Source organism: Puniceibacterium sp. IMCC21224, assembly GCF_001038505.1.
Classification (GTDB): domain Bacteria; phylum Pseudomonadota; class Alphaproteobacteria; order Rhodobacterales; family Rhodobacteraceae; genus Puniceibacterium.
The window spans coordinates 64,309-79,104 of record NZ_LDPY01000003.1 but is presented as its reverse complement, the minus strand read 5'-3'; the positions used below and the strand labels follow the sequence as shown (position 1 = coordinate 79,104).

Annotated in this window: 16 protein-coding genes; all 16 read right to left on the bottom strand. The window is 54.7% G+C overall.

Going from position 1 to position 14,796, the window contains the following annotated elements; genetic code table 11:
* On the bottom strand, positions 1-1,194 hold the full coding sequence (locus tag IMCC21224_RS21980) for a thiolase family protein (protein WP_197089291.1): 1,194 nt from the start codon (positions 1,192-1,194) through the stop codon (positions 1-3).
* Complete coding sequence (locus tag IMCC21224_RS27400; protein WP_082135411.1) at positions 1,148-1,543, bottom strand: Zn-ribbon domain-containing OB-fold protein; 396 nt, start codon at positions 1,541-1,543, stop codon at positions 1,148-1,150. Before IMCC21224_RS27400 ends, IMCC21224_RS21980 begins: the two co-directional genes overlap by 47 nt.
* Before the next feature lie 76 nt (positions 1,544-1,619).
* Positions 1,620-2,699, bottom strand: a complete 1,080-nt coding sequence (gene dctP / locus IMCC21224_RS21975) for a TRAP transporter substrate-binding protein DctP (protein WP_047997752.1) — start codon at positions 2,697-2,699, stop codon at positions 1,620-1,622.
* A gap of 36 nt (positions 2,700-2,735) precedes the next feature.
* The gene (locus IMCC21224_RS21970) at positions 2,736-4,061 is read right to left on the bottom strand and encodes a TRAP transporter large permease (RefSeq protein ID WP_231582178.1); all 1,326 of its coding nucleotides are present in this window, start codon (positions 4,059-4,061) and stop codon (positions 2,736-2,738) included.
* Entirely contained in the window at positions 4,061-4,645 is a 585-nt protein-coding gene (locus tag IMCC21224_RS26770) for a TRAP transporter small permease subunit (RefSeq protein WP_082135409.1), read from the bottom strand. Before IMCC21224_RS26770 ends, IMCC21224_RS21970 begins: the two co-directional genes overlap by 1 nt.
* A 4-nt stretch (positions 4,646-4,649) precedes the next feature.
* Entirely contained in the window at positions 4,650-5,963 is a 1,314-nt protein-coding gene (locus IMCC21224_RS21960) for a TRAP transporter large permease (protein WP_047997751.1), read from the bottom strand.
* The gene (locus IMCC21224_RS21955) at positions 5,960-6,508 is read right to left on the bottom strand and encodes a TRAP transporter small permease subunit (protein ID WP_082135408.1); all 549 of its coding nucleotides are present in this window, start codon (positions 6,506-6,508) and stop codon (positions 5,960-5,962) included. The genes IMCC21224_RS21960 and IMCC21224_RS21955 overlap by 4 nt, the downstream gene beginning before the upstream one ends.
* A 1-nt stretch (position 6,509) precedes the next feature.
* Positions 6,510-7,601: a C4-dicarboxylate TRAP transporter substrate-binding protein gene (locus IMCC21224_RS21950; protein WP_197089290.1), complete on the bottom strand. Its 1,092-nt coding sequence runs from the start codon at positions 7,599-7,601 to the stop codon at positions 6,510-6,512.
* A gap of 54 nt (positions 7,602-7,655) precedes the next feature.
* A complete protein-coding gene (locus IMCC21224_RS26765; protein WP_053079158.1) occupies positions 7,656-8,162 on the bottom strand; it encodes a nuclear transport factor 2 family protein in 507 nt (168 codons plus the stop codon).
* Positions 8,163-8,184: 22 nt separating this feature from the next.
* Positions 8,185-8,583 carry a nuclear transport factor 2 family protein gene (locus IMCC21224_RS26760; protein ID WP_053079157.1) on the bottom strand — a complete coding sequence of 133 codons (399 nt, stop codon included), beginning with the start codon at positions 8,581-8,583 and terminating at the stop codon, positions 8,185-8,187.
* 58 nt (positions 8,584-8,641) lie between these two features.
* Positions 8,642-10,978, bottom strand: coding sequence for a xanthine dehydrogenase family protein molybdopterin-binding subunit (locus IMCC21224_RS21935; RefSeq protein ID WP_047997748.1), 2,337 nt, complete (start codon positions 10,976-10,978; stop codon positions 8,642-8,644).
* Entirely contained in the window at positions 10,975-11,457 is a 483-nt protein-coding gene (locus IMCC21224_RS21930; protein WP_047997747.1) for a (2Fe-2S)-binding protein, read from the bottom strand. Before IMCC21224_RS21930 ends, IMCC21224_RS21935 begins: the two co-directional genes overlap by 4 nt.
* Positions 11,454-12,320 carry a xanthine dehydrogenase family protein subunit M gene (locus tag IMCC21224_RS21925; protein ID WP_047997746.1) on the bottom strand — a complete coding sequence of 289 codons (867 nt, stop codon included), beginning with the start codon at positions 12,318-12,320 and terminating at the stop codon, positions 11,454-11,456. Before IMCC21224_RS21925 ends, IMCC21224_RS21930 begins: the two co-directional genes overlap by 4 nt.
* The gene (locus IMCC21224_RS21920; protein WP_053079156.1) at positions 12,317-12,907 is read right to left on the bottom strand and encodes an SRPBCC family protein; all 591 of its coding nucleotides are present in this window, start codon (positions 12,905-12,907) and stop codon (positions 12,317-12,319) included. The genes IMCC21224_RS21925 and IMCC21224_RS21920 overlap by 4 nt, the downstream gene beginning before the upstream one ends.
* Positions 12,908-12,930: 23 nt before the next feature.
* Positions 12,931-13,944: a zinc-dependent alcohol dehydrogenase family protein gene (locus tag IMCC21224_RS21915; protein WP_197089289.1), complete on the bottom strand. Its 1,014-nt coding sequence runs from the start codon at positions 13,942-13,944 to the stop codon at positions 12,931-12,933.
* Positions 13,937-14,788 carry an alpha/beta fold hydrolase gene (locus tag IMCC21224_RS29030; protein WP_369796062.1) on the bottom strand — a complete coding sequence of 284 codons (852 nt, stop codon included), beginning with the start codon at positions 14,786-14,788 and terminating at the stop codon, positions 13,937-13,939. The genes IMCC21224_RS21915 and IMCC21224_RS29030 overlap by 8 nt, the downstream gene beginning before the upstream one ends.
* Positions 14,789-14,796: the final 8 nt, after the last annotated feature.

Genomic DNA, 14,796 nt, shown 5'->3' with positions numbered 1-14,796 from the left:
TTATACCTCAAAAATGTGAATTGAGCAGGCGCCGTGATCGTAACCTGCTACGCCACCGCCAGTTGCATGGGTCAGCCCGACTTTCGCCTTGTCGACTTGGTGCTTTCCTGCACGGTTTTGTAACTGGCGCGATATCTCGACGGCCTGGGCTACGCCGGTTGCCCCGACCGGGTGCCCGCGCGAAAGCAGGCCTCCGGAAGGATTGACGACACAATCCCCCCCCAGCGACGTGCGGCCAGACGCTAAGAGACCGTAGCCATCGCCTTTATTGCAAAAACCTAAAGCCTCGTAATACATCAGCTCTGCGATGGTGAAAGCATCATGCAGCTCTGCAACATCAATATCTTCGGGGCCAATCCCAGCGATTTCATAGGCTTCGCGCGCTCCGCGAGCGCTTAGCTCGGCCCAAGTCATGTCACGGAAACCGCTAGTGAAAACACCAGAGGTAACGTCGGAGGCGGAGATGCGCACGGGCTTTGCCTCCCCCCTTGTGCTCAATGACTTTGATGTCAGCAAAACGGCGGCGGCCCCGTCGCCGGTCGGGCAGCAATGCCACAACGTAAAGGGGTCCGCGACTTTGCGGGCGCCCATGACTTCTTCAACTGTTACGGTCTTAGTGATCTGGGCTCTTGGATTCAGTGCGCCGTGCTTGTGTGCCTTGACTGACACCTCTGCCAGCTGCCGTTCAGTCAGTCCAAATTCGTGCATGTAGCGTTGAGCGCGCATGGCATAGATCGCGGGCATCACCATGCCTTGGCGAACTTCCCAGTCTTCGTGCTCAAGCGGCAGAGTGCCTCCGCCAAACTTTGTCAGTTTTTCGACGCCAATCACCAATACTGCATCCTGTCGCCCGCTGGCGATTTCGAGCCAAGCGATAGACAGCGCAGATGAAGAAGAGGAGCAAGCATTCTCAACATTGATGATTGGCATCCCTGTTTTGCCAATTTTTTTCATCACCCTCTGTCCCGCCAACATACCGCCCAAAGCGCATCCGCAATACACCGCATCAATTTGCTCAACTACTAGGCCACTTTCTAAAATTGCTTCGCGCACGGCGGGCCAGCCGAGGTCACCCAGTGACAATTCGGGAAATTTTCCAAAAGGGATCAGTCCCGTTCCAGAGACAAAGACTTCGCGCATAACGTTGCTATTGGGGGACAAAGACATACGTACACCTTTCTGGAATTGTGTCATTCGTGCCCACATCAGCCATAGAGACTTTAACGGGCAAACCGCATCGCAGCTGCGCTTTTGGAACTTTAATATGGCCCATTACGCGCACCCCATCGTCAAGATCGACATAGCCTAGCGTGTAGGGCAGTGCCCAACCCGCAGGCGCCTGGTAGACAGTGCTGAAAGAATAAAGCGTGCCCAATCGCGCAAGTGCGCTGTCTTCGACATTTAACGATAGGCAGTTGGGGCAGACTTGCGTGGCCGGAAATTGAAGCGCGCCGCAATCACTGCAACGTGTTCCGCGAATATTAAAATCCGCCCCAGTGCCCATGATGTTTGTTGGGTCGATGAATGTTTCTGTGTTCTGCATGATGTCTCGCTTGTGAAGTCAGTGATGGGGTGCGCATGGCAAAGATTGTTACAGCTCGTCTTCGCCACGCGCCGAGTCAGGAAACGGACCAATCGCGCAGGGGGGTTTCCCCGCGGGACTTAAGCGCGTCCATGTAGAGCCGCATGATGCGCTGCGCTGGCAGACCTGCCTCTTCCAATGGAGCCGCCCACTCAGACGCAAGATCCGGAAGAGAGTTGGCCCAATCTTGACGACCCGCCTCTTGCATCTCGGTAAGGGTAAAGTCGACAGAGATGGATTGTAGTGTCGAAAGCGCGTTGGCGTCCGAGGCGCGCTGAAGGTTAATCAGCCCTTGCTCATAGGCCGCCCCAGCGAATTTGATAGCTGATTTCGTTTCTTCGGAGAGGGGATCAAACGCGGCCTTTGACATAGTGAACGCCGCCCAATATGCGGCGTTGAAATCTGCTTTTAGCATGAAAGGCGTCACCTCATAAAGCTTCAGGCCCAAAGCGGCAGAAGGCGACGTGAGGATCGCATCATAAATTCCAGTTTGCAGATCGTTGTAAATTGTTGCGGGTGTCAGACTCACTGGAATCGCGCCTGTACCACGCAGCCAGTTCAGCGGTGGACCTGCTGCGCCGACCTTGAGACCATCTATCTGATCCAACGAAGTAATCTTTTGCTTCGTAAAGAGCTGCAGCGACTCTGTCGCCACACCGCCGAGCTTGACCAGCCCGCTAGCTTCCCATTCTGCCGCAAATTCTGGCACCTGATCGGACACATCCTGAGCCGAAGTCACAGCGTTGCCCACATCCTTGACCGAAAATGGCGAAAACAAGCTAACCATCTGCATTGGAAGGCTAGATTGGTGAAACACCGCGCCTACCAAGGAGAAATCTGCAATTCTACTTTTCAGCCCGTCGATTTCGCTGCCGATCTTCAGTAGCGTACCCGAGTAGGCCTCTACGAGCGACAGTTGGTCACCGTTTTCCGCGATGCGAGTCTGAAGTGTTGGCACGAAATGCTCTTGAATAGCTTTGATCCAAACGAAGTTCGGCGCGTGGCCTGTCGCAATAGTCCAGTTGTATCTATTGCCCGCAGCAAAGGCAGGGCCGGCCATTTGTCCTGCAAAGGCAGCGCCTGTAAGGCCGATGGCCTGTCTACGATTGAGTTTCATACTGAATCCTTTCATGGTTTTTTGCCTCTTCGGCCGTTAGTTACTCGTTATGGTTATAAGCATCGGGAAAGCGATGATCAGACCAAGGCAGAAGGCCATGGCCCCTACAAACGGCAGTGCGCCGAGAGCTACATCTTTCAATGTAATGTCTGGATCTTCGGCTGAGGCGAGCACCACGAACAATGCGATGCCGACTGGAGGCGTTAATATCCCAATTTCGACCGCGATGATGGTGACGATACCGAACCAAACGGGGTCAACGCCCGCGGCAATGAAAAATGGAAACGTAATTGGAACAACCAGCAATAGGACAGAAATTGAATCTAGGAATAACCCCATGACCACTATCATGGCGATGTAGATCGCCAATGCAGCTCCGAAGCCCAATCCAGCTGTCTGCATCCAAATAGGGATCGCGCTCGGCAGGCCTGTCATCGCGAGCATCCGGCTATACATCGTCGCACCAACCACAAGGATGCAAATCGCCGCGGTGATCTTTCCGGTTTCTAGCAGTACAGAGAGAAAAGACGAGCGTGTCAGGCTCTTTCGCACCAGCGCTATGCCTAGCCCGAGCGTGGCCCCCACAGCTCCGGCCTCAGTGGGAGTGAAAAACCCGCCATAAATTCCACCCATAATGATTGTAACCATTAGTGCGATGGGCCAGACGCCGCCCATAGTACTTCGTTTAGTTGTGGTCTCGGTTGCTTCGGGTGCAGGACTATGACCAACCCCGACTGATGCGGGCCAGATCAGCCCAGTTAGGACGATCAGAAGCGAAAAAAGCACGGCCATTATGAAGCCTGGAACGATCCCGGCGATGAAGAGGCTGCCGATCGATACTTCTGTCAGGATGCCGAACACAATCATCAAAAGGCTTGGCGGGATCAGCATACCCAAGATGGACGAACCAGCGATAATTCCAAGCGAGAGTCGCGGCGCGTAGCCTAGCGATAGAAGCTGCGGCAGCGCGATCCGCGTGAACACTGCAGCAGACGCGATTGACACGCCCGTGACTGCTGCAAAAACAGCATTGGCCGCAACTGTCGCTACGCCGAGCCCTCCCCGCAGCTTGCGAAAAACACGGTCGGCTGCCGCATAGGCATCTTTGGCAACGCCCGCCTCAACCACCAACATGCCCATTAACACAAAGAGGGGTATGACCGCAAAGTCATAGCTCGAGATCGAATCCGTTGCAGACATAAATAATAGGTGAAAGGCGATCACGGGCGTATCGCGCAGTAGCCAAACACTAAGGAACGAAGTTGTGGCCAAAGCGATAGCCACGTGAAATCCTAATTGGATCAAAGTCAGTATCACAACAAACGACGCGATGCCGATTGAAAAGGGGTCGAGCATGAACATCAGATATCATCCCCTGTAGGTGTTTGATGTTGTGGCCGAAGGCGTTCCAACCCGACAGCGATGAACTGCATGACGGTGAGCGAACATCCCATCACCATCAGCACGTAAACTGGCCAAATCGGCAGTTCAAAAATCCCAGTGGTGCCTACGAATTTGCCTTGCTCATATGCTTGGCCCGTGGCGCGCGCGCCTAGCACCGTAAGCACGCAGAAGAACAGTGCGCCGACAATGAAAATACAGAAGTCGAAAATCCGGCTCGTCAACGGCGAAAGGCGCGCCAAACCTTTTATGAAAGCTTGCGAGCGGGTTAATTTGCCGGACCGTAGCGATTGTGCGATCTGAAGATAGACTATCGCCACTACCGCAGAAGATACGATTTCGTTTACGCCCGTCACGGGCTTGTTGAGCAAGGATCTGCCAAACACATCGAGGTTTACCAAAGTCATTACGATCAAAATTGTGACGCTTCCAAGTGCGCAACAAGCTGAGGTAGCGGCCTCAAGATAGGACCTTACTCGTTCGGCTAGTTTGGATGAAGGTGCGAGAGCGTCCTCGCGTGGAATAGGTATGTCTTGACGGATCATCTTATCACCTCAAAATCAGCTGGTTGGGAAATAGGATGACCAGCAACACACAAATCAACATGACAACAGCAAAGGGGAATGCGCCCGTGAAGATCTCGCGAAGAGAGATCGATTGATCCTCCAGCGTTTGCTTGATAATGAAAATCGCCATCCCGAAAGGCGGAGTGATCAGCCCGATTTCGATGGTAAGAACCGTAATAACCCCCAACCACACCAAATCAACGCCCATAGCTACAAACACAGGGATAATGAGAGGCACGACCAGAAACATGATTGACGCGGAATCAAGCAAGGCGCCCAGCACCAGCAGCGTCAACACATAGATCGTCAGCATTCCGTAGACGCCTAGATTCAGATTTGAGAACCAAAGCGACAACTCAAACGGCAGCCCAGTCAACGCAATCATTCGCGTATAGACGTTGGCGCTTAGGATCAGCAGTATGAGACCAGAGGCGATGTGCCCAGTTTCCACGAGAACTTGCATTAGCTTTTTTGCAGATAAGCGGCGGCGCATTAATGCAATGATCAGCGATAGCGCGGAGCCGATGGCTCCGGCTTCTGTCGGCGTGAAGATGCCGCCGTAGATACCCACCATCATTGCGGTTACCAGCGCAACCAGCGGCAAGCCTCGCACTGCAATGTCACGAAGCGGGAGAGATTTGGGCGCCCCCACAAGAGCGACCTCATCACTGGTAAATGACTTGGGCCAGTAGATCGCCCAGCCTAAAATCAGTAGGCTGTAACTGATCGCCAGCAAGAGTCCCGGTAAGATCCCCGCAACAAAGAGCTGACCAATGGACACCTCGCTGATGATACCAAAAAGGATGAACAGCAGACTCGGGGGGATCAACATGCCCAACACAGAGCTGCCCGCGACGACGCCGGTCGCAAACCCTGCATCATAGCCGTAGCGGCGCATCTCTGGCACTGCGATGCGGGTAAAAACCGTTGCTGATGCGACCGACACGCCTGTTATGGCCGCAAACACCGCGTTCCCGCCAACTGTAGCGTGGCCCAGGCTGCCCGGAACTCGGCGAAAGAGGGTATAGGCGATCTGATAGGCGTCTTTGCCAAGGTCGGACACCATCACCACCAGCCCCATGAGTACAAAGAGCGGGATGACCCCGAAAACGTAGTTTTCTACCGTATCCGTTGCCGCGATTCCCAATAGACTGATCGCAAGATTGAAGTCTCCGCGTAACACCCAGACTCCCGCAATGGACACGGTCAGAAAAGCAATCGGCAGCCAGAGACCTGCCATAATGAGGATGAGCAGCGCAACGATGGAGACGAGCGCAATCAGGATACCAAGGCTCATTGAGGCACATCATTGCGGCGCTCTGCCATATGCGCTGCATATATCAGAAATTGAATTGTCAGTACCGTTGCTCCGAGAGCTGCAATGGCGCGGATCGGCCATTTCGGGAACTGAAACACGCCCGGCGAGCCGTATTGATCCAACCGTGTAAAATCGCCCAATGCCTTGAGCCAGAGAGCATAGGCTAAAATCCCAACGCTGATCACACCCAGTAGTGCGAAGAGCATTTCGAGCCGCACAAAAACTCGCGGTGCACGCCGCAAAAGTAGATCCGGCGTGTAGCGCATTCGCACCACACGGCCCGCGGAAAAGGCATGCGGAAATTGCACAAAGACAATCGCAAGGATAGACATGGATACAAGCTCCGGCACCCCTGCGATGGGTGACGAAAACAGAACCCGCCCTAAAACGTCGGTACAAATGACCAACATTATGAATACGATAAGCAAAGACCCCAAAGTGTTTAAGGCTGTGACGATCCGACCGAAAAGGCGCATAAGCCTATTCGAAGAAGCGGCCGCACTATCCTGCGCACGGACTTCCATTTTACAGCGACCAGTCGCGCAGCGGTGTCACGTCGCGCTGAGCCAGGAAGTCCATGAAGAAACGGAGTGCCGCCTTCGCATCGATTCCGCGCGCAGACACACTTTCCGCCCAATTCGCCGATAGTGGAGGCAAAGCTTTTGCCCATGCCGCCGACTGATCGTCCGACATCTCGGTGATGATCGCGCCATTGTTCTCAAATGCGGCATAGCTGGCGGCCTCGATCACGTCCACACGGGTTTTGTAGGCCTCTACCGATGCCTGCCCTGCCGCGATCAGGGCCTGTTGGACAGGCCCGGGCAGCGAAATGAAAGCGCTGCGATTGGCTGCAAAGCTAAGCGTGCTTACGGCCCCTAATCGCATTTTCTTCACATGGGGTGCGATCTCGTAGAATCGGCTAGGCGCAAGGGCCGAAGGGAAGCCCTGGATACCGTCAAATAAGCCCGATGACATATCATTGTAAGCCGTTGCAAAGTTCGTAGCCACGGCTGTCGACTGCGTAGCGCCGATCCAAGGCAAGGCCATACCTGCGCCAGCTATCTTGCGAGACGCGAGCTCTTCAAAGTTAGACCATGGAAAATTCGTAAACCAGGCGTAACGTTCATTTGAAAGGGATCCGAGATGCACCAGACCTTGCCGCTGCCAAGATTCCGTCATCGGCGCAAAATCGCGGTGTAAAGCATTTATCACATCGACGGCGACACGATGATCAGGAACTGAAAAGGGTGTCACGAACCCGATGTTATCCAAGGGCAATGCCGTGGGTTCGAAGATGGGTGCAATTAACGCAACTTCGCAGAGGCCGTCCCGCGTTGCCGCTAGCATTTCATTGGGTCGAGCCAAAGAACCTGAAAGGGCTGTTGTCCATTCGATGGAATATTCTCCACCGAGGTCTGCGAGCGTTTTCTCAACGGTCGGAAGGAACGTTTCCGTAGCCTCTTTGACCCAAGGCAGGACAGGTGCAAAACCTGTTGCAAAGGTGAGTCGAATGCGCGTGCCTGCACGAGATAATGACGGTGTAGCGAGCGCTGCAGCTGCAGCGCCTGCCAATAGAAACTCGCGTCTTGGTAGATCGCGGCTGTTAAATTTTTTCATGTGTCCTCCCAAACACTTGCCCGCAACTCCCATCCGCGGGCTTAAAGTATGTCTTTACTCTTTCGCGTTGTTCGCGATCGCAAAGGCCTCCGAGTCTTCGTAAAATCGATATGCTGTGATCAAGCCATCCTCGGTTTCGGCAATCAGCGCCCAATCGCTAGCGAAAATCTGACCGGTCGCCCGAACTGTGTGTGAAAATGTTCCGAACATGGCTGCGTTTTGATCATCCCCGAACGTTCCAGAAACATTAAATGCGCCCGCTTCCAATGTTGATCCAAAGGCGCCAAAAAACGCTATTGCACCCTCTGGTCCAGTATACGTGCCATGCATCGGGTTGGAGGGATTTGTCGCTGGGTTTGTATTTACAAACACGGCTTCCTCCGCGACCATTGCGGCGGCCGCGTCCATATCAGAAGCAAAGATATGGCCCAGGAATTCCTGCGTGATGTCTAGCGCGTTTGCTTGCTCTGCCTGCGCCAAAGCGGGCAGGCAGAGTGACAATGCAGCAGTTGTTGCAAAAACGGTTTGTGCGAAGGAATTGTTCAATATCTTTTCTTCCATTTAGGTGTTATTTGTGGGCCGATTAAACGAGCGCTTCAGCGAGCGCCTCGCTGTCTTCATAGAAATGGTAGAGCGATACTTTGCCCTCTTTGACACGGCCGACTACAGCCCAGTCAGAAACGAAAGGTTTGCCAGTAGCGCGCACGGTATGTGCAAGTGTGCCATACATAGTGGCGTGATCGCCTTCGCCAAACTTGCCTTCGATACTGAATTGGCCAGGCTCTATAACTGCAACAAAATTGGCGAAAAACGTTTTTGCACCTTCCACGCCTTTGAATGTTCCGTGTAGGGGGTTATTGGGATTTCCACGTGGGTTGGAGCCGATAAAAACAGCGTCTTCATGAACCATTGCAAAGGCTTCGTCCGCTTTGCCTGTCAAAATGTTTGCCAAGAATGTATCGATCGTCTCGGTGGTCTTCATTTTTATCTCCAGCCTCATTAAGAATTAAACCTAGATGTAAGTATAATAAATATACGAGTCAAGATGGAACGTCGCATCTGAGCGCCGCGACAATATCTTGCGGGGTGATAGGGTGATGAAAGAACCTAACACCTTGAGCCGATAAGGCATTTTCAACTGCCGCCACCACAGCTGAAGCCATGGGGATCGTTCCGCTTTCCCCTGCACCTTTGACCCCCAGCGCATTGTTTGGAGATGGAGTTTCCAGGTGTGTAATCTCAAAGCTTGGCATCTCTGTCGCCATCGGCATAAGATATTCACCGTAGTTCATAGATACAGGCTGTCCCGCCTCGTCATGTACCATTCTCTCAAACAGCGCGTTGCCGATCCCGTGCACAGCACCACCGATGATCTGGCCCTCCACCAGAAGGGGGTTTAGCATTCGTCCACAGTCGTGGACAAAAACGCACCGCTTTAGTTCTACTGCGCCCAAAGCGGTATCAACCTCGACCTCGATACCTACAGCCCCATTTGAAAAGACGGGGGCAATCATCGTTGCATATTCGGTTGCCTCCAATCCGGGCGAAAACCCTCGCCGCACTGGAACGCCCGCAACCCCCCGAAGCTCCATTGCGATCCGCGCTAAAGGGATCGGTTCCGTAGGTGCATCCGTGCCAGGCAGCGCGCAAACATGCTTGTCTCGTAAGTGCAAAGAGTCTGGTTCACATGCCAGCATATCCGCAGCATATCGCAGCGTTTTCGCGCGCACCTTTTTAGCAGCAGCATAGACCGAATTCCCAGCCGTTACCGCCACACGGCTCCCGAGGGTCCCGATACCATAGGGGAGGGTCTGTGTGTCACCCGATCGGACAGTGACATCCGTAGGATCGACTCCCAAAACCTCGGCGCAGATTTGCGCAAAAATAGTCGTATGACCCTGCCCTTGATTGGCCGCTGGAGTTTCGACTATCACTTTTCCTGTGCCTTCGATCCTCACTGTCGCACCCTCAAATGGGGGTATGCCGGAATCCTCAACATAGCAGGCGATCCCTTGGCCGAGATAACGGCCCTCATGTGCAGCATCAGCCTTACGGCTCTCGAAATTGGAAATGTTTAGCTGTTCGCTCAGCACGTCTAAACACTGATTATGGCTTCCGGAGTCATGCGTGATCGGAAGCCCGGCGGGGTTCTTCATACCTGTCTGGTGCGGATACATATCTGACGCCACAAGATTGCGCCGCCGTACCTCTGCAGGATCAAGATCTAATTGCAGGGCGACCTCGTCCATTATCCGCTCCATCACGAAATTGGCCGAAGGCCGCCCAGCTCCGCGCACCGGGGACGTCGGCGTAAGATTCGTGAAATACGCCTCCAGCTCAATATCTAAGGCCTTCCACGTGTAGGGGCCCGGAAACTGGAAAAACGTGTTCATCGGTAAAAGCAAACCGTAGGGTAGATAGGCGCCGCAATCGTTAAGGCCACGCAGGCGAACAGCTTCGACCACGCCCTTTCCGTCAGTTGCGATCTCCGCCGTCCAATGCTGATCGCGTTGCTGAACGCAGGATAAAAAATGTTCGCGACGGTCCTCAATCCACTTCACTGGCTGCTTGAGTTTCAGTGCGGCGAGTGCCACGGCAAATTCTTCTGGGTAAACTATCCCTTTCGGGCCAAATCCGCCGCCTACATCTGGCGCCGCGACGCGGATATCCGCCTCAGCCACGCCCAAGTACAATGCCAAGTTGCGCTGCACAGCGTGGGGGATTTGCGTGGAGGTCCAGAGCGTCAGCTGATGACCCTCAAACCCCGGTTGACAAATGACCCCGCGGCCTTCCATCGAATGGCCGCCGCCCCGATGGGTTTTCACCTGGATCAAGAATTCATGGGTTGCATTTGCGAAGCCCGACTCCACATCGCCGTACTGCGTTTTGAACCGCCCCGCGAGGTTGGTTGGCGCGCCATCCCGTACGATCGCTTCGCACTTTTTGGCAGCTGCGAGCGAAGCCACAACCGGCAGCTGTGAAATTTCCACGTCGATCAACGGCACCGCGTCTTCGGCGATAGCTCGACTTTCGGCCAGGATGATCGCAATGGGCTCACCGACGAAACACACTTCATCAAGTGCCAGCGGATATGGAGTTGTAACCTCGGCGGTGATCGCGGGAATTGGCGCGGGTTGCGGCATCCTCGCTTTGGAGTAGGCCGCGAAATCCGACATCTTCAGCACGGCGTGCACGCCCGGCAGATTGCGTGCGGGCTCAACATCGATATAATCAATGCGCCCATGGGCTACATCGCTGCGCAGGAAAGCCGCGTGCAAAGTGCCTGGCGGCGTAATGTCGTCTATGTAGCGCCCCTGACCCTTCAGAAGCCGAGGGTCCTCGATTCGAGGAATTGGCTTGCCAATAAATTTTGTCATGACTTTACCTTTCCCATGGCCTGGGCCACATCCATCGCAGCAGCCACAATCGATGCATAGCCGGTGCACCGACAGATATGCCCAGAGAGAGAGTCGCGGACGTCTGCCTCAGAGATCTTCGCGCTATTGGCGAGCAGATGTTCCAAGCTCATCAAGACGCCAGGCGTACAAAATCCGCATTGCAGCGCATGGTGCCTTTGGAAAGCTGCCTGCAAAGTGGAAAGCGTGCCGTCGACCGCGAGCCCCTCAACGGTTCTCACCTCGTGATCTATGCATTGCACGGCCAGAGTAAGGCACGATCTTGCTGGTTGCCCATTGATCAGCACGGTGCAAGACCCACAAACCCCGTGCTCACAACCCAAATGCGTGCCGGTCAGTCCCAAATTTGTGCGTAGAACATCAGCGAGGCTGTCCCGCGGTTCTGCCGCGACGCTGAAATCGGTGTCGTTTACGGTAATGTTGAATTTCATTGATGTCATGCTGGCGACTCCGAACGATCAAAAGCTGATACGAGCGCGCGCTTGATCAATTGCGCCCCCACTGAACGACGGAAAGCAGCGGGGTAGTACGCATCTTCCATTACGTCACACTTTGCCAAGGTATCAGTGAGAAACGTGTCGCTATCGAGGTCAGCTGGCAACCCGATTAGGGACTCTTCCAGTTGTGTCAGGCGGCTTGGTACCTCCATTAGACCACCGACCCCAATAATTACTTTCTGGATGTATCCGCTCGCAACTGTGAGGCGGACCGCCGCCGAGGCAATAGCGAAATCCCCGTGGCGACGGGCGAATTCTGAAAACCCCCAGCCTTCTGCCCTATGAGGCCTTGGAAACTGGACGGAAACCAAAATCTCATCGGGCGCGAGCGCCGGCATCATGTACCCCATCGCCCAATCTGCCGCCGCGATCATGCGCGTGCCATCCGGGCCTTCAACGACCAGCCGAGCGTTATAGACCAAGGCGATGAGCGGCAGCTCAGCCGCTGGGTCCAAATGGCAGAGCGATCCCCCCACTGTACCACGGCTGCGCGTTTGTAGATGGCCGACATGGCTCAACGCCGTGGTTAAGCAGGGCAACGACTCGGCAATCCTCGAGTCTGCCAGAGCTACTGCCTGCCTTACCATAGCGCCCAAAGTCACGTGGCCCTCACTGACCGTGATCTGTGTTAGATCGGGAATGCGTGAGACATCGATGAGACAGTCCGGTATGGCATAGCGCAAATTAAGCATCGGGATGAGCGATTGCCCCCCCGCGAGGATCTTTGCATTCTCTGTTTGTTGCAACAGCTTGATCGTTTCGGGAATACTGTTTGGACATTGGTAGGTGAAAGGGGCAGGTTTCATTTGGCCGAAGACCCTTTCTTGCGCCACCCGAAAAGCATTCCACGCACCAGCGCCCACAGGGAGAGGGTGCGGGCGGGTTGAGCGTGTGGTGGGACATTAGTTCCAAGATCCACGCCAGTTTCAGGGCACACGTCCTCCGAAAGCATCTCGGCAAGGTTATTGGCAAAATCATGAACCATCTGATCAGCCACGTTTTGGATCAAGCCCTTGCCGCGACCGTATTGCGCGATAGCCCCCGAAAGGCTGATCATAGAAGTCACGGTCACCTCTGTGCTCTCGTCCGGTAGGCTCCGCATCTCAATCGTGACATTTGCCTGAGCTTTTCCGCGACCTTTGCCGTCGTTTCCCGTCGCAGTGAGCTTTGTCCGGTGTGCCGTGTTGTCACGCTCGTCCACGTGGGCGATACCCGCAAACGCTAAGGAAATAGGGCCAAGGCTCAAGGTTGCTTGACCGCGATATGTATCGGAGTCAATTTGCTCGGTGATAGAGGCGCCGGCCAAGCAGGGTGCCACGCGCGGGATATCGTTCAGGATTTCCCAAGTGTCATCGATGGCACGCGGAACGGTGAATGAATTGGTAATCTGCACGGTTTTTCCTCCCGTATCAGTGGTTAGTGGTTTTCAGGCATGTCGATAATGATCTTCCCAACAGCGCTTCCAGCTTCAAGATGTCGATGCGCCCCAGCCAGATCGGCTAAGCCAAACCGCGTTGGGTCAATCAATGGGCGCAATTCCCCTGCATCCACGAGTCCCGCAATCTGGCCCAGAATTTTGCCATGGGCCGCGCGATCTATGTCGTGGATCATACGAATGAGCATAAAGATCACATGAAGGGTTAGGCTGCGCGCGTGCATGGTCGTCAGATCGTACTGGGCGCGCGTGGAAATCGATGTTACGGTGCCGTAGGTGCGTGCAGCCTCGAAAGCCGGAGCAAGGTTGGGCCCTCCCACGGCGTCAAGTACTTGGTCAAATCCTCGGCCTTTTGTGAGCCGCGCAACGTAGTTTTCAAGCGGTTCGTCTCGGTAATTCACTACCTCATCGGCCCCAAGATCACGCGCGAGCGTGGCCTTATACTCATCACCGGCAGTGGTGACGGTATAGGCGCCGCGCCACCTCGCCAACTGAAGCGCTATATGGCCAACGCCACCCGTACCACCAAAAATCAGGGCGGTTTCACCCGGCGCAAAAGCAGCGCGTTCAACAACGGCCTCCCAAGCTGTAATCGAGACCAACGGTAAGGCTGCGGCGTCCCGCAGGCTTATGGTCTTGGGGGCCAGCGCCAAAAGTCGATGATCCGCGCAGATATGCGTGGACATCGTGCCCGCGGTTACGCCGCGCACACCACCACAACAGCCAAAAACACGGTCTCCTTCCACAAAGCCCGTGACACCGTCACCAACTTTCAAAACCGTTCCAGACATATCAAGGCCAAGCACCGCTGGCAGTTCTGGCGCATGGGCCGGGCCGTTCTGGCGAATCTTTGTGTCAGCTGGATTCAGGCTGGCCGCCGCGATACGTACCAAGACCTCTCCCGGTTGAGGATTGTGAAGTGGTATTTCACGCAGCTTGAACTCTTCGGGCCCGCCAAACTGTTGCAATACTTGCGCCGTCATGAAGTCAGCCATGTTGCATCCTTCTCAAAATCACATCCGCCAGATCACTTGGGGCCGAGAGCGCTATCTGATGTGCGACTCCGGATAGAATGTGATGTTCAACTTTCGTAAGATGTTCTGCTAGTTTGGACATGGCGGCTGGCGGCACCGACCGATCAAGAGCTCCACTTACGAGGGTTACAGGGCTCTCAAGGCCGGGCAATGAGGGCGTTAGCCGTGATGCGCCCAAAGCAGCCCATGCTGCCGCCCAGTTTTGGGTTTTCATCCTAACCAAACGGGCATGAGCATAGCACACTTGCCAGGACTGCGGGCTTGTCTCTTCCGGTATAAACCACCGCTCCAGCGTTTCGGCAATCTGTGGTGCGACACCCTGTGCCAGAGCAAGTCGAGATCTTTCTGTAGCAGCAGGGAAGCCATCGGCCACTCCGGCAACGACCCCCACATGCGCAATCGCGCTTGGCCGAGTCACCGCCATTGCCAGCGCGACTGTTCCACCAAACGACACTCCACACACAGCAAATCGAGTTATGCCAAGGCGCGCACAGGCACCTAAAATGATGCTTGCCGTCTTCTCCGCGTCATCAGGACCAGGTACTGCATCAGCGCCGTGACCCGGCAAATCTATCGCCAGAACTGTAAAGTGAGGTGCTAGGAGAGGCACAAGGCGAACCCAGGATTGGTGATCAAGGCCGATGCCGTGAAGTAGGACCAACTTGGGACCCACCCCGAATTGAACCCATCCTAACGTGTGACCGTCCTCAGAAACGATTCCGTTTTCGGCCGTTGCCAGAACGCGTAAGATCCGATCTTGCTCATACTTTTCGAGTCCAGAGAGCGCCGTTGCGGCTAATTTCATATCCGCTA